Source organism: Streptomyces kronopolitis (assembly GCF_050953795.1).
Taxonomy (GTDB): domain Bacteria; phylum Actinomycetota; class Actinomycetes; order Streptomycetales; family Streptomycetaceae; genus Streptomyces; species Streptomyces kronopolitis_A.
This window is the reverse complement of sequence record NZ_CP191850.1, coordinates 6897373-6914855: the sequence shown is the minus strand read 5'-3', so window position 1 is coordinate 6914855 and position 17483 is coordinate 6897373. Positions and strand designations below refer to the sequence as shown.

The window sequence follows — 17483 nt, the reverse complement described above, 5'->3', positions numbered from 1 at the left end:
GTGGGGGTGGGGTGCTTGAGTTGATCTTCCGGTGAGCCGCCGGTTCCCTGATCCGGGCCCAATGCAGGCAGTATGGGGGCGTGACCCTCATCGATCATCTGCCGAACGACGCCGACCCCGATGCCCTCTTCGAAGCCTTTTCGGGCTGGGCCGAGCAGCAGGGCATCTCGCTCTACCCTGCCCAGGAGGAGGCGCTGATCGAGGTGGTCTCGGGGGCGAACGTCATCCTGTCCACCCCCACCGGCTCGGGCAAGAGCCTCGTGGCGGCCGGTGCGCACTTCACCGCCCTCGCCAACGATCAGGTCACCTTCTACACCGCGCCCATCAAGGCACTGGTCTCGGAGAAGTTCTTCGACCTCTGCAAGCTGTTCGGCACCGAGAACGTCGGCATGCTCACCGGCGACGCGTCGGTCAACGCGGATGCGCCCGTCATCTGCTGCACCGCCGAGGTCCTTGCCTCGATAGCGCTGCGGGACGGCAAGGACGCGGACATCGGCCAGGTCGTGATGGACGAGTTCCATTTCTATGCCGAGCAGGACCGCGGCTGGGCCTGGCAGATTCCGCTGCTCGAGCTGCCGCAGGCGCAGTTCATTCTGATGTCGGCGACGCTCGGCGACATGTCGCGCTTCGAAGAGGACCTGACCCGGCGCACGGGCAAGCCGACGTCGCTGGTGCGCTCGGCGACGCGGCCGGTGCCGCTGTCGTACGAGTACCGCACGACGGCGATGACGGAGACGCTCACCGAGCTGCTGGAGACCCGCCAGTCCCCCGTCTACATCGTGCACTTCACCCAGGCCGCCGCCGTGGAGCGGGCGCAGGCCCTGATGAGCATCAATATGTGCACGCGCGCGGAGAAGGACGACATCGCGCAGCTCATCGGGAACTTCCGGTTCACCACGAAGTTCGGCCGGAATCTCTCGCGGTACGTGCGCCATGGCATCGGTGTGCACCATGCCGGCATGCTGCCGAAGTACCGTCGGCTCGTCGAAAAGCTGGCGCAGGCGGGCCTGCTGAAGGTCATCTGCGGCACGGACACCCTTGGTGTGGGCGTCAACGTCCCCATCCGCACGGTGTTGTTCACGGCGCTGACGAAGTACGACGGGTCGCGGGTGCGGACGCTGCGGGCGCGGGAGTTCCACCAGATCGCGGGCCGTGCCGGGCGGGCCGGGTTCGACACCGCGGGCTTCGTGGTCGCGCAGGCTCCCGAGCATGTCGTGGAGAACGAGAAGGCGCTGGCCAAGGCGGGCGATGACCCCAAGAAGCGCCGGAAGGTGGTGCGCAAGAAGGCGCCGGAGGGCTTCGTCAACTGGGGTGAGAACACCTTCGAGAAGCTGATCGCTTCCGACCCGGAGCCGCTGACCTCGCGCTTCCGGGTGACGCACGCGATGCTGCTGTCGGTGATCGCGCGGCCGGGCAATGCGTTCGACGCGATGCGCAAGCTGCTGGAGGACAACCACGAGCCGCGCAGGAACCAGCTCCGGCACATCCGGCGGGCCATCGCGATCTACCGTTCGCTGCTGGACGGCGGAATCGTGGAGCGGCTGGACGAGCCGGACGCGGAGGGCCGGATCGTCCGGCTGACCGTGGACCTCCAGCAGGACTTCGCACTCAACCAGCCGCTGTCGACCTTCGCGCTCGCCGCGTTCGACCTGCTCGACCCCGAGTCGCCGTCCTACGCGCTGGACATGGTCTCGGTCGTGGAGTCCACGCTGGACGATCCGCGCCAGATCCTGGCCGCGCAGCAGAACAAGGCCCGCGGCGAGGCGGTCGCCCAGATGAAGGCCGACGGGGTCGAGTACGAGGACCGCATGGAACGGCTCATGGACGTGGAGTACCCCAAGCCGTTGGAGGAGCTGCTCTTCCACGCCTACGGTCTCTACCGCAAGAGCCACCCGTGGGTCGGCGACCACCCGCTGTCGCCGAAGTCGGTCATCCGCGACATGTACGAGCGCGCCATGACCTTCACGGAATTCACGTCCTTCTACGAGCTGGCGCGCACCGAGGGCATCGTCCTGCGCTACCTGGCGAGTGCCTTCAAGGCGCTGGACCACACCGTGCCGGACGATCTGAAGTCGGAGGACTTCGAGGACATCATCGCCTGGCTGGGCGAGATGGTGCGGCAGGTCGACTCCAGTCTGCTGGACGAGTGGGAGCAGCTCGCCAATCCGGAGGTGGAGACGGCGGAGCAGGCCGCGGAGCGGGCGGATCAGGTCCGGCCGGTCACGGCCAACGCGCGGGCGTTCCGGGTGCTGGTGCGCAATGCGATGTTCCGGCGGGTGGAGCTGGCGGCGCTGGACAAGGTCGGGGAGCTCGGTGAGATGGATGCCGAGTCCGGCTGGGACGCGGACGCCTGGGGCGAGGCGATGGACGCCTACTGGGACGAATACGAGGATCTGGGCACCGGTCCGGACGCGCGTGGCCCGAAGCTCCTTCAGATCGAGGAGGATGCCGAGCACGGGCTGTGGAAGGTGCGGCAGACTTTCGCGGACCCGAACGGTGATCACGACTGGGGTATCTCCGCGGAGGTGGACCTGGCCGCCTCCGACGAGGAGGGACGCGCGGTGGTGCGGGTCACGGATGTGGGTCAGATGTGAGGCGACGGCTTCGTCCGAGGCCGCCGGAGGATGCGACGGAGGGCCACCGGTCATGAGCAATCCCGCCGACAAGCTGGTCGATCTGCTGGATCTCGAACAGATCGAGGTGAACATCTTCCGCGGCCGCAGCCCGCAGGAATCGCTGCAGCGGGTCTTCGGCGGCCAGGTCGCGGGACAGGCGCTGGTGGCTGCCGGGCGGACCACGGAAGGTGACCGCCCGGTCCACTCGCTCCATGCGTACTTCCTGCGGCCGGGCCAACCCGGGCTGCCGATCGTGTACCAGGTCGAGCGGGTGCGCGACGGGCGGTCCTTCACCACCCGACGGGTCGTCGCCGTCCAGCAGGGACGCACGATCTTCAATCTGACCGCCTCCTTTCACAAGCCGGAGCCCGGCTTCGATCATCAGTTGCCGCTGCGCCGGGCGGTGCCCGACCCGGAGGAGCTGCCCACGCTCGCCGAAGAGGTCCGCGAGTATCTGCGCGAACTGCCCCAGTCCCTGGAGCGGATGGCGCGCCGGATGCCGTTCGAGATCCGGTATGTCGACCGGCTGCGGTGGACCCCGGACGAGATCGAGGGTGCCGAGCCGCGCAGCGCGGTGTGGATGCGCGCGGTCGGGCCGCTGGGCGACGATCCGCTGGTGCACACCTGCGCGCTGACGTACGCCAGCGATATGACGCTGCTGGACGCGGTCCGCATCCCGATCGAGCCGCTCTGGGGGCCGCGTGGGTTCGACATGGCCTCGCTCGATCATGCGATGTGGTTCCACCGGCCGTTCCGCGCCGACGAGTGGTTCCTCTACGACCAGGAGTCGCCGATCGCCACCGGCGGCCGCGGTCTGGCCCGGGGACGGATCTACGACCGGGAGGGCAGGCTGCTGGTCTCGGTCGTCCAGGAGGGGCTGTTCAGAAAGCTGGGCGGCTGACCCGGGCGGGCGGCGGAGGCCGTGGCGGCCGGGGTCCGCAGCCGCCCCGGATCGTTGCGGCGGGCGCGCTCCAGGGCCCGGGAGAGGTTGACGCGGTACCACAGCACCTCGTCGAACTCCTCCGCCGTCACCACCCGTTCAAAGGATTCCCGGGCGGCCGGAGTCACCGTGATGACGGAGGCCAGCGTGGGCCGGAGCCTGCGCAGCAGGGACCGTTCCCTCGGGTCCTCGGCCACCGAGGCCAGTTCCTCCGGCGGGAGCACCGCGGCGATCACGGCAGCCGTTTCCCATGGGTCGTCGGTCTGCCCCATGAGCTGGCCGACGCGGCGGCTGCGCCACTGGCGGGCCCGCCAGTCCTGCCCGCTGTCGAGCATCACCCGCATCGCCGCCGGGGTGTTGCCCCGCATGAGTTCGGGTTCCCGCTCGGCGAGACGGGTGACTTCGGATGCGAGGTACAGCCAGACCACCGCGCCGAAGCGGTTCACGTAGAACCGGACGGGGCCGAGGCAGCCGGCGCGGGTCAGGCGCACCACCCGGCCGGGTCCGATGCCCATCAGCGCGGCGGCCTCGGTCGTGCTGACCGCGCGGATCCGTTCGCGGAGGGCTTCGGGAAAGCCCGGTTCGGCCTGTAGCCGGGCGATCTCCTCCGCCGGGATCCGGTGCTGTCGGCCCGGTGATCCGGTCCCCGCCGGCCGGCGTTCGCTCCCGGCCGGGACCGTCCGTACTTCGCCGAGTTGGACGGCGAGCTCGAACTCGCCGGTGCGCAACTCCAGTTCGCGGGCCGCTCGCCCGGTCGTGAGCGTCTGCTGCCCGTCGCACATCACTGTCATGCCGTTTCCCCCGGCCACTCGGTCGATCACTGACAGTGACGACTGTGCCGCAGGCGATGACAGCCGGTCAATGCCCGCCTCAGATCTGTGGATAACTCTCCGGCCGGCGGACCGCGACCCCCAGATGTTCCCCGACGCGGTTGACCAGCAGCGTCATTTCGTAGGCGATCTGGCCCATGTCGGCCTCGGCACCGGCCAGCACGCACAGCGCGCTGCCGTCCCCCGCCGCCGTCACGAACAGCACCCCGTCGTCGAACTCCACCATCGTCTGGCGCACCCGGCCGACGCCGAAGTGCAGCCCCGATCCCTTCGCCAGGCTGTGCAGTCCCGAGGCGACCGCCGCGAGATGCTCGGCGTCCTCCCGCGCCAGTTGCTCGCTCGCCCCGGTCACCAGCCCGTCGTTGGAGAGCACCAACGCGTGCCGTACCTTCTCCACCCGCTTGGTCAGGTCGTCCAGCAGCCAGTCGAGTCCGCTGCTCAATGCCATTGCCGCTTCCTCCCCGTGTCCTCGCCGCGCATCCGGCCGGACGGCAGCCCGCGGTCCGTCCGCGAACTGCCGTGCCAGCCTGTCCCACCGCCGCCGTCTCGGCAAGCGGCCCACGGCCCGGCGTGCCACGCGGCGCCGCTGCGCGCCCCATGGATGAGGATGTCCGCATGGCACACAAGATGACCAAGGACGAGTGGCAGAGGTTCCTTTCCGAGGGGACCCGTACCGGCAAGCTGGCGACCGTGCGGGCCGACGGCAGCCCGCACGTCGCGCCGGTGTGGTTCCTCATGGATGGCGAGGAGTTGGTGTTCAACACCGGTGAGGACACGGTCAAGGGCCGCAATCTCGCCCGTGACGGCCGGGTGGCGCTGTGCGTCGACGACGACACCCCGCCGTTCTCCTTCGCGGTCGTCCACGGGACGGCGGAGATCGGCAGCGAGCCGGCGGACGTGCGCCACTGGGCGACGCGGATCGCGGCGCGCTACATGGGCGAGGACCGTGCGGAGGAGTACGGCGCGCGCAACGGCGTGCCGGGTGAGCTCGTCGTACGGGTCAGGATCGACAAGGTCGTCGCGATGGCGGCACTGGCGAGCTGAGCGTGCCGGGGGCGCGGGCCGTCCGTGGTCCGCGCCGTGCCCGCCCCCTCCGCGCGGTCACCCCACCGGGTCCAGGACCCGGTCCGAGCGCCACCGCCCCGCGTGCTCGACGAGCCGGACCAGCACTTCCTTGCCGGAGTCGCGGTCGCGCACGTCGCAGAGCACGACGGGGGTGCCGCGGTCCAGGTCCAGCGCCCGGGAGACCTCGTCGGCGCCGTAGGAGTGCGACTCGGCGAAGCAGTTGACGGCGACCAGGAACGGGATCGAGCGGCGCTCGAAGTAGTCGACCGCCGGAAAGCAGTCCTGCAGCCGCCGTGTGTCGGCCAGCACCACGGCGCCCAGCGCGCCCTCCGACAGGTCGTCCCACAGGAACCAGAAGCGGTCCTGCCCCGGGGTGCCGAAGAGGTAGAGGGACAGGCCCTGTCGGATGGTGATGCGGCCGAAGTCCATCGCCACCGTGGTGCTGCCCTTGAGGTCCACTCCCCCGGTGTCGTCCACGGACTCGCCCGCCTCGCTGAGCCGTTCCTCCGTGCGCAGCGGGTGGATTTCGCTGACCGAGCCCACCAGGGTCGTCTTGCCCGCGCCGAAGCCGCCCGCGACCAAGACTTTCAGGGTCACATCGGGGTCGGAGCCCGGGCCTGTGCCCGTCGGGGCCCCCTGTGCGCCGTTCATCGGCCGTCTCCTCCAGGTGCAAGGGTCCTGCGCGTCACGGGGTGTACGGATCCACGGCTCGGCGAGAGGAGCCTTCGGCGGCGCGACGCCGTCCGAATCCATGGCGAGGACCGTACCGCCCGCTGACCGGGATGTCCGAGGATTCACCAAAGCCGCCACGTCTTCCGATCAAGAAGCGCCCCGGCCCCGGATTTCGTGATAGCCGGTCGTGACGGGGCCCCGCCCGGGGACCTGAGCACCACCGGCCCCGGGGGCACCCGGTGTTCGCCCGTCGTGGAGCGGATCATTGCGGGATCATGCGGGGCATGTCTCAGCAGCAGGCGCAGGAGCGGCACGGTACACCCCGGCGCACGGGTTCCCGCAGACAGCGCCGTCGCACGCCCCGGTGCCGGCCCGTGGGCGCCGGTCTTCCCGGTGGCCCGGGCCGGCTCCGCCCCGGTGCGCCTGCGCCGCGTCCCTGACCGTCCGTCCCGAAGGAGCCCCATGACCGACCATCACGCCGACCGGCCGCACGAGGTCCGCGCGTTCTTCGCCGCCCGCGCGGCCGGCTGGGACGCCAAGTTCCCCGACGACGGCCCGGCCTACGCCGCGGGCGTCGCCGAACTGGGCCTCCGGGAAGGCGACCGGGTCCTGGATGCCGGCTGCGGCACGGGACGCGCGCTGTCCGCGCTGCGCTCGGCCGTGGGGCCGCGCGGGACGGTGCTGGGCGCGGATCTCACGCCCGAGATGCTGACGGCCGCCGTGCGGGCCGGGCGGGACCGGACGGCGTGGCTGCTGCTCGCAGACGTGACCCGGCTGCCGCTGCCGGACGCCGCGCTGGACGCGGTCTTCGCCGCCGGGCTGCTGTCCCATCTGCCCGACTCGGCGGGTGGCCTGGCTGAACTCGCCCGGGTCGTCCGCCCCGGTGGCCGGCTGGCGCTGTTCCACCCCATCGGGCGGGCCGCCCTCGCCGCGCGCAAGGGGCACCCGCTGACCCCTGACGACCTGCGCGCGGAGCCGAATCTGCGGCCCCTTCTCACCGCCGCCGGGTGGGAGCTGATCCGGTACGAGGACGAGGACGCCCGCTACCTGGCGCTGGCCGTCCGGAAGGGATGAGCCGGCGCCCGGCAGCGGGCGGGCCACCGCTGTGTCATTCGGGGGCCGCGGCCTCCTCCTCGTGCGGGACCGGGCAGCTGCCCGTGCGGCGGGCGGCGGGGAAGGTGCCGAGGGCGGCCAGCCGGAAGCCGTTCGGGTAGCCCTTGATCTCGGGATTCTGGCGGGCGTAGTGCGGGGCGCGGCGCGGCGGCAGCAGCCGCACGGCCCGAGCGCGCAGCTTCAGCGCCGTGCGGACCGTCTTGCGCACCGCCGGCGCGGGCCGCTCGTACCGGAACGCCGCCAGGAGACTGTCGTCCAGGAGGGCCATGCCGGCGCCGCGCACCACCGGGGCGAGCAGGCCGTACCAGCCCGCCATGAGATCCAGGGTGGCGTCCGACACCCGGCGTGCGCCCTCGTCCCAGCCGAAGTGGGCCGCCTCGTAGGCATCGAGGCAGCGTTCGAACTCCTGGTAGGTCTGCGGGATCTCGGTGATGCCCATGTGGCGGCCGAGGGTGCGGTAGTAGGCGGCGACGGCCTGCTGTTCGTGTGCGGTCAGCCGCCGCCAGCCGTAGGCGTCGAGCCAGCGCTTGGGCACCACCACGAAGGTGCACAGGACATAGCGCATGTCCTCGTTGCTGATGTCGTAGCCGTGGTGCATCTGGTTGATGCGGCGGATCGCCGTCCGGCCGTCGGTGCTGTCGAAGCCGTGCTCGACGACGGCGTCCAGGAGGAGGGCGGTGTCGTCATAGCGCCTTTGCGTACGGTCCGTCAGCTCCGCCGTCTCGGCGAGCAGCCGGCCGATGCTCGGCACGGCGTAGGTGCGATAGAGCGCCAGCTCCAGGGCGCGGGTCATGTCCCAGGGGAATTCATGGGTGGCGATGATGCGGTAGATACGCAGGAAATCGCGCTCCGGGTCGAGCCGCCGGATCTCCCGTAACCAGTCGTAGCGCCGCACCTGATAACCGTCCCTTCCCTTGCCGAGGAGGCCAATTTTAGTGCGATGGACGGCAGTTGAGGGGTGGCGCCGGGTGGCGGATCGGGCCGTACGGTGGCCGGATCCCGTCGTGGCGGGCGGGTCCGGGGGCGGGTGAGTCGGGGCGGCAGCCGGGCGGGTCGCGCCACCGGGATCACGTCCCCATGGGCCGGGTACGACGGCGCCACCGGGGCTGCGTCGGGTGCGGCACCCCCCTTTCCCGCGGCCCGGCGCGCCGCCCACGCGAGGGTCGTTTCGCCCCGGCACCACGCATCCGCGCAGCGTAGAGCTGGTGACAAGGCCATGCCGGGCCAATTAGGGTGCGCCGACGTACTCCGCACCGGATTGGATGGGGGAGGCCCTCGTGCCCACTACCGAGAGCGCCGACGACGACCAGTTGTTCGTGCTGACGGCGGTGCTGCTGACGCCCGCGCAGTTCCCGAGCGTGCTCGGCGACGACTACCCCGAGGTGTGTGCGGGGCTGGGCCTCGAACCGTACGCGGAGGGTTACGGGCTGGTCCTCGGCCAGGACGGGGACGGCGCCCGCTGGACGGTGGTGACCGAGGACGTGTCCCTGGTGGCCTGTGCGATCGCGGCCTGGGACTGCGGGATGGAGTATGACCTCTCCCCCGGGGAGCACAGCATCGTCGGGGCGCTACCGGGATGGCCGCTCGCGCTCGCCGTCGCGGCGCCGGGGGTGCCGCAGCCACACGATCCGGAACCGCAGGAGGGTGACCCCGCGCCGCTGGCGCCGCCGGATGCCGAGGCCTGGGGCCCTGCGCAACGGCGGCTCGGCGCGGACGAGATCGCCATGCAGTGGGCGGCCTGGCGCGAGCAGGTGGACGGCGACGACGGCTTTGCCGAGCCGGGCGACGAGACGCACCAGGGGGTGCGCAGGGTGCTGGCGCAGGCGCGCGGCTATGTCGCCGAGCCGCCGCCGCCCGGGCGGGTGCGGTCGTCGTTCGCGGCCGGTGAGGCGCGCACCCTGCGGGTCGACGGGCCCGGGTGGAGCATGGTCGCCCGCACCGATGACATCGCGTTCGTGCTGCTGGACGAGGAGCCGGGTGAGGTGCATCCGGTGGGACGGGGGCCGGAGCTGCCCGGTCTGCTGTCGTCGCTGGACGAGCTGGCGGTCCGGCCGGTCTGAGCCGGACCGGCACGTCCGCCGTGGCCCGGATCGTGCCCGTCCGGTTCGACGGGCTCAGGTGGCACCCGGGCCCGCGCCCACCGGGCCGGCCGGGCCCCGGCCCCGCCGCCCTCCATGCGTCGCCTCGCCCACTACGGGAGTTACGCAGCGGCCGGGTCGCTCAGCGGCCGATCTGCTTACGGCCGGCGCGACGCAGCCGGCGCCGCTGAGAGGAGTCGAGCGTCAGATACGCGACGGCTGGAATCCCGACCATGACCAGGAGAGCCGCCCAGAAGGGCAGCAGCCACAGCAGGATCACTCCCACCGCGACTCCGCCGACCGCGACCTTCGCCTGTGTGGACATCCTTCACGCCCCTTCCGCGGCGCCTGCCGCGCTCTGTGTACTCCATTGAACGCCGATCGCGCGCCGCAGGTTCCACCAAGGCGGCGCCCGGTCGGGTAGCTCCGGGGCGTTTTCGGGAACCCTCAGTAGTCACCCGTGATCAGAGAGGGGGCTCGTGACATCAGCCCCGGTCCGGCCGTCGCGCCCGCACCGGCCTGTGGGCGCCGGCCACCGCCCCGCCGGTGCGCGCCCCCGCACGGGCCGCCCGGGCCACTCCTCCGGCCGCCGCCTTCCGGGGCACCCGGCGGCTGCCTGGTACGGGCGCGGAGGAGCCGGGAAGAACACGAGCCGGTGCCCACGGGGCCGGTGCCTGGGCCCCGCGCCCGGGAGCCGTCCGGAAAGCACGTCCTAACGGTCGCTGCCGATGGTGCGGTCGGCTTCGGAGCCCTGGAGCAGCAGGGTGGTCTCCTCGATGCGGCTGAACCGGCCGTCCGGCGCGAGGTCGGCGAACACGTAGACCTCCATGCTCACGGCCGAACCGTCCTTCTTGGTGAGGTGGACGGTGTGCCGGTCGGCGTAGTGGCCGCCGCCGTACAGCTCCTCGTGCACCTCTACACGGCCGTCGGCGACGAGGCCGCGTACATGGGTCATGTGCTCCATGAACTCGGAGCGGTCGGCCCACTCGCCGTCCGTGCGCTGGCGGTAGTCCGGGGTGAAGTGGCGGTCCACGGCCTCCTCCAGGGCGAGGTCGCCGTGGAAGAGCAGGTCGGTCAGGGCGGCCTCAATACGGGTGCGCTTCATGGGGGTTCGTTCCTTTCGGGGAAGGGCGGAGAGAGAGGAAGTGATGCGTGCTCCTCGCACGCAACTCCTGAACTGTAGCACTACATGCGTGCGTAGCGCACGCTATTTCTTCCAGGAGAAGCCCCGGGACGCGGCGCGGCAGTTCGCCCGCCTCCTGCGCCGTTTCACGGCCGAGGGCCCGTTCGCGCGACGGAGGCGGCCTCGTGCCCGGGGCTCCCCGGGACGGAGAGGCCCCGAATCCTGTGCATCCTGCTGCGCCCCGCGGCCGCGCATGCTTCGCTGAAGTGATCCCCCACCGCCCGGCACCTCGCCCGCAGCAGGAGGACCAGTGACCGGCACTTCGCCGCACGCGCCGCACCACACGCCGCCCGCCCCCCGGACCGCCGACGAGACGGACCACGCACCGCACCGCACCGCGCCCACCTCCCCGTATTACGAGGACCGTTCGCCGGGGAGCGGGGTCCTTCCGCCACGCGCCTGGTACGCGGCATCGGATGCCGCCCGGCTCTCGCTGAACGGGAGCTGGCGCTTCCGGCTCTCGGCGGGCGCCACCACCCAGGACGAGTCGTTCGCCCGGCCGGACTTCGACGACGCGCGGTGGCAGGACCTGCGGGTGCCCGGCCACTGGGTGCTGCAGGGGCGCACCGCGGCCGACCGCTCGCACGAGGGCGGCGGCGCGGCACGGGCGAACGGCGCGCCCCTGTACACCAACACCGCCTATCCCTTCCCGGTCGATCCGCCGCGGGTGCCGGACGAGAACCCGACGGGCGATCACCGGCGGGTCTTCGACCTGCCCGAGGGGTGGGGTGAGGGGCCCGCCGTACTGCACTTCGGCGGGGTGGAGTCCTGCGCCCGGGTCTGGCTCAACGGGCAGGAGCTGGGCCACTTCAAGGGCAGCCGGCTGCCGCACGAGTTCGAGGCAGGGCATCTGCTGCGGCCGCGCCGCAATGTGCTGGCGGTGCGGGTCCACCAGTGGTCGTCCGGCAGCTATCTGGAGGACCAGGACCAGTGGTGGCTGCCCGGCATCTTCCGGGAGGTCTCCCTCCACCGGCGCCCCGAGGGCTCGGTCGCCGACCACTTCGTCCACGCGGACTTCGACCACCGGACCGGCGACGGGACCCTGCGGGTGGAGTGCCGTCCGGCAGGCCGGGTGACCGTGCCGGCGCTCGGCCTCGACCTGGCGACCGGGGAGCGCGCGACCGTGCCGGTGCGCCCCTGGTCGGCCGAGGATCCGCACCTCTACGACGGGGAGCTGGTCACCCCCGGCGAGCGGATCCCGCTGCGGATCGGCTTCCGCACGGTCCGCGTCGAGGACGGTCTGCTGACGGTCAACGGCCGCCCGATTCTGCTGCGCGGCGTCAACCGGCACGAGTTCCACCCGCGTCACGGCCGCGCCCTGGACGCCGAAACGATGCGCCGCGATCTGCTGCTCATGAAGCGCCACCACATCAACGCCGTGCGCACCAGCCACTATCCGCCGGACCCCGCCTTCCTCGGCCTGTGCGACGAGCTGGGCATGTGGGTCGTCGAGGAGTGCGATCTGGAGACGCACGGATTCGCCCAGCAGGGCTGGCGGGACAACCCCGTCGACGACCCGCGCTGGGAGCCGGCGCTGCTCGACCGGGCCCGGCGGATGGTCGAGCGGGACAAGAACCACCCCGGCATCGTGCTGTGGTCCCTGGGCAACGAGTGCGGCACGGGACGCGGATTGTCCGCCATGGCCGCGTGGATGCGGGAGCGCGACCCGTCCCGCCCGCTGCACTACGAGGGCGACCCCAGCTGCGCCGACACCGATGTCTACTCCCGGATGTACGCGGGGCACGCCGAGGTCGCGCGCATCGGGCAGCGCGCCGAGGACCCGTTGCCCGACCCGGAGCAGGACGCCCGCCGGCGGCAGCTGCCGTTCCTGCTGTGCGAGTACGCCCACGCCATGGGCAACGGCCCCGGCGGACTGGCCGAGTACCAGCGGCTGTTCGAGCGGTACCCGCGCTGCCAGGGCGGCTTCGTGTGGGAGTGGATCGATCACGGGCTGCGGCAGCGGACGCCCGGCGGCGAGCCCTTCCACGCCTACGGCGGCGACTTCGGCGAGGAGCTGCACGACGGGAACTTCGTCTGCGACGGACTGGTCTTCCCCGACCGGATGCCGTCGCCGGGACTGCTGGAGCTGAAGAAGGTCTTCGAGCCGGTGCGGATCGAGGCCGGGACCGACGACGAGGGCCACCCGGACGCGGTCCGGCTCACCAACGGGTACGACTTCAGCGGCCTGGGCCATCTCACCTTCCGGTGGATCTACGAGGTGGCCGGCGAGCTGCGCGGGCACGGCCGGCTGGACGTCCCGCCCCTGGCGCCCGGCGCGTCGGTGACGGTCCCGCTGCCGACGCCGCCGGTCGAGCCGGGCGAGGACGGGGAGGCGCTGTGGACGGTGGCGGCGGTGCTGGAGGAGGACACCGCCTGGGCGCCGGCCGGGCACGAGATCGCCTGGGGTCAGCTGCCGGCCGGCCCGCGCCCCGCCGCCTCCTGGACGGCCACCGCCGCCCCGCGCCGCGGCGTGGGCAATGTGATCGTGCTGGGCCCGGGGACCTTCGACGCCGCCACGGGGACGCTCGGCTATCTGGACGGCTTCCGGATCGGCGGCCCCCGGCTGGACGTCTGGCGGGCGCCGACCGACAACGACGAGGCCGCGCCCTGGCAGCCGGGGCCGCGGCCGGCCACCGAGTGGCGGCGGATCGGACTGCACCGGATGCGGCACCGCGTGGACGCCGTCGGGACGGGGCCGGACTCCGTGCGGGTACGGACCCGTCTCGCCCCGGCCGGCTCGCCGCTCGCGCTGCGTGCGGTCTACCACTGGACGGCTCAAGCGGACCTGCTGCGGCTGGAGTTGAGCGTCGAACCGGAAGGCGAGTGGCCGGTTCCGCTGCCGCGGCTGGGGGTGCGGATGCTGGTGTGCGGCAGTCTGGGCCACGCCGAGTGGTTCGGCGGCGGGCCCGGCGAGGGCTATCCGGACACCCGGGCCGCGACCCGGGTGGGCCGCTGGTCGATGCCGGTGGACGCGCTGCAGACGCCGTATGTGCGGCCGCAGGAGAACGGCGCGCGGCCCGGCGTGCGCTGGGCGGAGCTGACCCGCGGTGACGGCTCGGGCCTGCGGATCGAGGGCGACCCGGACTTCTACTTCTCCGCCCGCCGGTGGTCGGCCGAGGAACTCACCGCGGCCCGGCACACCACGGATCTGCGGCCCGGCGGAGGGGTGTGGCTCCATCTCGACCATGCGCAGCACGGGATCGGTAGCCAGTCGTGCGGCCCGGGGGTGCTGCCGCAGCACCGGCTGGAGGTGGCCCCGGCGCGGTTCTCGTTCGTGTTCTCGTCGCTGCGCTGATCCGGCGCCGGCACCCACGGTGCCGCCCGGGGCGCTGTCAGCGGGCGGCACTACGCTCGGGAGGAGGGGCGCACACCGCACGCGTCCGGACCGCACCGGGAGGCTTCGCACCATGGTCAGCACGTCCCCGTCATTCGCCGAGGCCCTCGCCGCGGGGCCGGTCGTCCTCGACGGGGGCCTGTCGAACCAGCTGGAGGCCGACGGGCACGACCTGAGCGACGCGCTGTGGTCGGCCCGGCTGCTGACCGAGGAGCCGGCGGCCCTGGTCCGCGCGCACCAGGCGTACTACGAGGCCGGGGCGCAGGTCGCGATCACCGCCGGCTACCAGGCGACGTTCGAGGGCTTCGCGCGGCGCGGCATCGGCACCCGGCAGGCCGCGGAACTGCTCGGCCGGAGCGTGGAGCTGGCCCGTGAGGCGGCCGGGCGGGCGTGGGACGGCGGGGTCGCGGGGCCGCTGTATGTGGCCGCGTCGGCGGGCCCGTACGGGGCGATGCTGGCGGACGGCTCCGAATACCGCGGCCGCTACGGCCTGTCGGTGGCGGAGCTGGAGCGTTTCCACCGGCCGCGGCTGGAGGTGCTGGCCGCGGCGCGGCCCGATGTGCTGGCGCTGGAGACGGTGCCGGACGTCGACGAGGCCCGGGCACTGCTGCGCGCGGTGCGCGGGCTCGGGGTGCCGGCGTATCTGTCGTACAGCGTCGCGGGCGGGAGCACCCGCGCCGGACAGCCGCTGGCGGAGGCGTTCGCGGTGGCGGCGGAGGCCGACGAGATGATCGCGGTGGGGGTGAACTGCTGCGCGCCGCAGGACGCGGACGGCGCGGTGCGGCTGGCGGCGCGGCTCACCGGAAAGCCGGTGGTGGTCTACCCCAACAGCGGGGAGCGCTGGGACGCCGGGGCCCGGGCCTGGCGCGGGAGCGCGGCGTTCGACGCGGAGCGGGTCGCCGCCTGGGCCGCGGACGGCGCAGCGCTCATCGGTGGCTGCTGCCGGGTGGGCCCGGAGGCCATCGCCGCCGTGGCGGCCGCGCTGGGCCGCTAGGTCCGCCCGGGGAACGGGCGGGCGGACGGGGCCGGGTCGCGGGCCGAAGGCGTTACACAGACGCAACCGACGGGGGCGGGGACAGCGCACCGGGCCGGTGGCAGGATGCAGCCACATCGCAGCATGCGCGGCTTGGTTGATCAGCATCATGCCCTGGAGGACCCGTGTCCGCTCGCTCCGTGTCGTCTGTCATAGCCGTGGTCGCTGCCGTCGCCGTCGTGGCGGGCTGCACCAGCACCGCGTCCGGCGGGAAGAAGGGGGCCGGCGGCTTGGAGCTGGTCTCCTCCGGGACGCTGAAGACCTGCACCCACCTTCCGTACGCGCCGTTCCAGGTGAAGAAGAACGGCAAGATCGTCGGGTTCGACGTGGATCTGGTCGACCTCGTCGCCAAGAACCTCGGCATCAAGCAGGAGATCGTCAACACCCCCTTCGAAGGCATCGAGACCGGGCAGGACTTCACCATCCACAAATGCGATCTGGCCGCCGCCGGCATGACGATCACGCCCGAGCGCGACAAGGTGATGGACTTCTCCGACCCCTATTTCAACGCCACCCAGGCGCTGTTGACGAAGAAGGGCAAGCCCTACAAGAAGGTCGAGGACCTCAAGGGCAAGAAGCTCGGCTATCAGAAGGCCACCACCGGCGGGATCTACGCGAAGAACCACGGCAAGGGCGTCGAACTCGTGGAGTTCGAGGACCTGGGGCTGCTGCTGACCGCCGTGAAGTCCGGCCAGGTCGACGCCGGCATCAATGACAACGGTGTGCTCTTCGACTATGTGAAGCAGAACCCCGACACCGCGGTCACCGCGGAATTCAATACCGGTGAGCACTACGGCATCGGCGTGCGCACCGGGGACGACGCGCTGCGCAAGAAGATCAACGAGGTCATCAAGAAGGCGAAATCCGACGGGACGTACGACCGGATCTACAAGAAGTGGTTCGGCACCACCCCGCAGAGCTGAGGCCGGCCGTCATGTCTGTGTCCAAACGACAGCGCGCCCGGATCGTCCGCGGTGTGCAGTACGGCGTCCTGGTCGTCGCCGTGGTGGTCTTCGCGCTGGTCGCCGACTGGCACCAGCTGCGGATGGCGTTCTTCGATGTCGGCGTCGTCAAGGCGCTGTTCCCCGAGATCATCACCACGGCACTGGTCAATACCGTCCTCTACACCCTGCTCGGCTTCGGTTTCGGACTCGCGCTGGGGCTGGTGCTCGCCCTGATGCGGCTGTCGTCCGTGCCGCCCTACCGCTGGATCGCCGTCACCTATATCGAATTCTTCCGCGGCATCCCCTGTCTGCTGGTGTTCATCGCGCTCGGCTTCGGTGTGCCGCTGGCGTTCGAGGTCGCACTCGACATGAACGTGACGGTGATGCTGTCGCTCGGGCTGGTGGGCGCGGCGTACATGGCCGAGACCATCCGGGCGGGAATTCAGGCGGTCCCCAAGGGCCAGACGGAGGCGGCACGTTCGCTGGGAATGTCGCACGGGCGGGCGATGGTCTCCATCGTCATTCCGCAGGCGTTCCGCATCGTGCTGCCGCCGCTGACCAATGAACTGATCCTGCTGACGAAGGATTCCTCGCTGGTGTATCTGCTGGGGCTGTCCCTCTCCCAGTTCGAACTGGCCAACTTCGGCCGGGACGCGCTCAATGAGCACAAGAGCCTGACCCCGATCCTGATCGCCGGGCTGCTCTATCTCGTGATCACCCTCCCGCTCGGCCAGCTGGTCCGGCGCCTGGAGGCCCGTACGGCGAAGGCCAGGTGAGGGACGTGACGGCGGAGACGACGGCGCCGGGTGCGGCGGCGGTGAACGCCATCGAGGTACAGGGGCTGCGCAAGGCGTTCGGTGATCTGGAGGTGCTGCGCGGGATCGACTTCTCGGTGGCGCGCGGGGAGGTGGTGTGTGTCATCGGGCCGTCCGGGTCGGGGAAGTCGACGCTGCTGCGCTGTGTGAATCTGCTGGAGGAGCCGAGCGCGGGCCGGGTGACGGTGGCCGGGACCGAGGTCACCGACCCCGACGTGGACATCGACCGGGTCCGGCGGCGGATCGGGATGGTCTTCCAGGCCTTCAACCTCTTTCCGCATCTGAGCGCGCTGCAGAATCTGACGATCGCGCAGCGGCGGGTGCTCGGCCGCGACCGCGCGGAGGCGGAGCGGATCGCCCGCGCCAACCTCGAACGGGTGGGGCTCGGCGACAAGGAGGCCGCCTATCCGGCGCAGTTGTCGGGCGGCCAGCAACAACGGGTGGCCATCGCGCGGGCGCTGTCCATGGAACCGGAGCTGATGCTGTTCGACGAGCCGACCTCGGCGCTCGACCCGGAGCTGGTCGGGGATGTGCTGGCGGTGATGCGCGGGCTGGCGCAGGACGGCATGACCATGCTGGTCGTCACCCATGAGATGAGCTTCGCCCGGGAGGTCGCCGACCGGGTGGTGTTCATGGACGGCGGAGTGATCGTCGAGGAGGGCACCCCGGAGCAGGTGGTGGGCGCCCCGCAGCACGAGCGGACCAGGACCTTTCTGGCGCGGGTGCTCGATCCGGCGGCCGCGGAGGTCGGGGAGGTCGCGGACGGCGGCGCGGCGGGCCGGCGCGTCGACCGGTGACCGGCGGCCCGCCCGGCACGCACACGGCCGCCGGGCGGGGAGCGCACGGCCGCGAGGGCACCCG

At 71.8% G+C, this 17483-nt stretch carries 16 protein-coding genes; 10 read left to right on the top strand and 6 right to left on the bottom strand.

Annotated elements, in window-relative coordinates:
• Positions 1-80: 80 nt before the first annotated feature.
• Both ACQP17_RS30440 and ACQP17_RS30435 read left to right on the top strand, forming a co-directional pair.
• Entirely contained in the window at positions 81-2594 is a 2514-nt protein-coding gene (locus ACQP17_RS30440; protein ID WP_433859154.1) for a DEAD/DEAH box helicase, read from the top strand.
• A gap of 52 nt (positions 2595-2646) precedes the next feature.
• The gene (locus tag ACQP17_RS30435) at positions 2647-3516 is read left to right on the top strand and encodes an acyl-CoA thioesterase (RefSeq protein ID WP_364876021.1); all 870 of its coding nucleotides are present in this window, start codon (positions 2647-2649) and stop codon (positions 3514-3516) included.
• On the opposite strand, the gene ACQP17_RS30430 is transcribed toward ACQP17_RS30435, so the two are convergent.
• Together ACQP17_RS30430 and ACQP17_RS30425 are read right to left on the bottom strand one after the other, a co-directional pair.
• Positions 3447-4346 carry a DUF6397 family protein gene (locus tag ACQP17_RS30430; RefSeq protein WP_433859153.1) on the bottom strand — a complete coding sequence of 300 codons (900 nt, stop codon included), beginning with the start codon at positions 4344-4346 and terminating at the stop codon, positions 3447-3449. The genes ACQP17_RS30435 and ACQP17_RS30430 overlap by 70 nt on opposite strands.
• Positions 4347-4425: 79 nt before the next feature.
• Complete coding sequence (locus ACQP17_RS30425) at positions 4426-4833, bottom strand: roadblock/LC7 domain-containing protein (RefSeq protein ID WP_364876019.1); 408 nt, start codon at positions 4831-4833, stop codon at positions 4426-4428.
• A 167-nt stretch (positions 4834-5000) separates the two neighbouring features.
• Between ACQP17_RS30425 and ACQP17_RS30420 the strand changes: the two genes are divergently transcribed.
• Entirely contained in the window at positions 5001-5429 is a 429-nt protein-coding gene (locus ACQP17_RS30420) for a PPOX class F420-dependent oxidoreductase (RefSeq protein ID WP_433859152.1), read from the top strand.
• A gap of 57 nt (positions 5430-5486) precedes the next feature.
• Here the strand turns inward: ACQP17_RS30420 and ACQP17_RS30415 are convergent, their stop codons facing one another.
• A complete protein-coding gene (locus ACQP17_RS30415) occupies positions 5487-6101 on the bottom strand; it encodes a GTP-binding protein (protein ID WP_433859151.1) in 615 nt (204 codons plus the stop codon).
• Between the two features lie 483 nt (positions 6102-6584).
• On the opposite strand from ACQP17_RS30415, the gene ACQP17_RS30410 reads away from it, so the two are divergent.
• Positions 6585-7196 carry a class I SAM-dependent methyltransferase gene (locus ACQP17_RS30410; protein ID WP_433859150.1) on the top strand — a complete coding sequence of 204 codons (612 nt, stop codon included), beginning with the start codon at positions 6585-6587 and terminating at the stop codon, positions 7194-7196.
• A 34-nt stretch (positions 7197-7230) separates the two neighbouring features.
• Here ACQP17_RS30410 and ACQP17_RS30405 read toward each other — a convergent pair whose 3' ends face one another.
• Positions 7231-8130, bottom strand: a complete 900-nt coding sequence (locus ACQP17_RS30405; protein ID WP_433859149.1) for an oxygenase MpaB family protein — start codon at positions 8128-8130, stop codon at positions 7231-7233.
• 382 nt (positions 8131-8512) lie between these two features.
• Between ACQP17_RS30405 and ACQP17_RS30400 the strand changes: the two genes are divergently transcribed.
• Positions 8513-9295, top strand: a complete 783-nt coding sequence (locus ACQP17_RS30400; protein WP_364876010.1) for a hypothetical protein — start codon at positions 8513-8515, stop codon at positions 9293-9295.
• Between the two features lie 160 nt (positions 9296-9455).
• On the opposite strand, the gene ACQP17_RS30395 is transcribed toward ACQP17_RS30400, so the two are convergent.
• Together ACQP17_RS30395 and ACQP17_RS30390 are read right to left on the bottom strand one after the other, a co-directional pair.
• A complete protein-coding gene (locus ACQP17_RS30395) occupies positions 9456-9638 on the bottom strand; it encodes a hypothetical protein (RefSeq protein WP_433859148.1) in 183 nt (60 codons plus the stop codon).
• Between the two features lie 387 nt (positions 9639-10025).
• Positions 10026-10418 (bottom strand): nuclear transport factor 2 family protein, encoded by a 393-nt coding sequence (locus ACQP17_RS30390; protein ID WP_433859147.1) that lies wholly within the window; start codon positions 10416-10418, stop codon positions 10026-10028.
• A 328-nt stretch (positions 10419-10746) separates the two neighbouring features.
• Here ACQP17_RS30390 and ACQP17_RS30385 point away from each other — a divergent pair, with 328 nt between their 5' ends.
• The 5 genes from ACQP17_RS30385 (at position 10747) to ACQP17_RS30365 (ending at position 17419) form a co-directional block, all read left to right on the top strand.
• Entirely contained in the window at positions 10747-13791 is a 3045-nt protein-coding gene (locus tag ACQP17_RS30385; protein WP_433859146.1) for a glycoside hydrolase family 2 TIM barrel-domain containing protein, read from the top strand.
• Positions 13792-13903: 112 nt separating this feature from the next.
• A complete protein-coding gene (gene mmuM / locus ACQP17_RS30380) occupies positions 13904-14824 on the top strand; it encodes a homocysteine S-methyltransferase (RefSeq protein ID WP_433859145.1) in 921 nt (306 codons plus the stop codon).
• A 164-nt stretch (positions 14825-14988) separates the two neighbouring features.
• Positions 14989-15786 carry an ABC transporter substrate-binding protein gene (locus ACQP17_RS30375; RefSeq protein ID WP_433859144.1) on the top strand — a complete coding sequence of 266 codons (798 nt, stop codon included), beginning with the start codon at positions 14989-14991 and terminating at the stop codon, positions 15784-15786.
• Between the two features lie 11 nt (positions 15787-15797).
• Positions 15798-16583 (top strand): amino acid ABC transporter permease, encoded by a 786-nt coding sequence (locus ACQP17_RS30370; RefSeq protein WP_381468768.1) that lies wholly within the window; start codon positions 15798-15800, stop codon positions 16581-16583.
• A gap of 5 nt (positions 16584-16588) precedes the next feature.
• Entirely contained in the window at positions 16589-17419 is an 831-nt protein-coding gene (locus tag ACQP17_RS30365; RefSeq protein WP_433859143.1) for an amino acid ABC transporter ATP-binding protein, read from the top strand.
• Positions 17420-17483 lie beyond the last annotated feature (64 nt).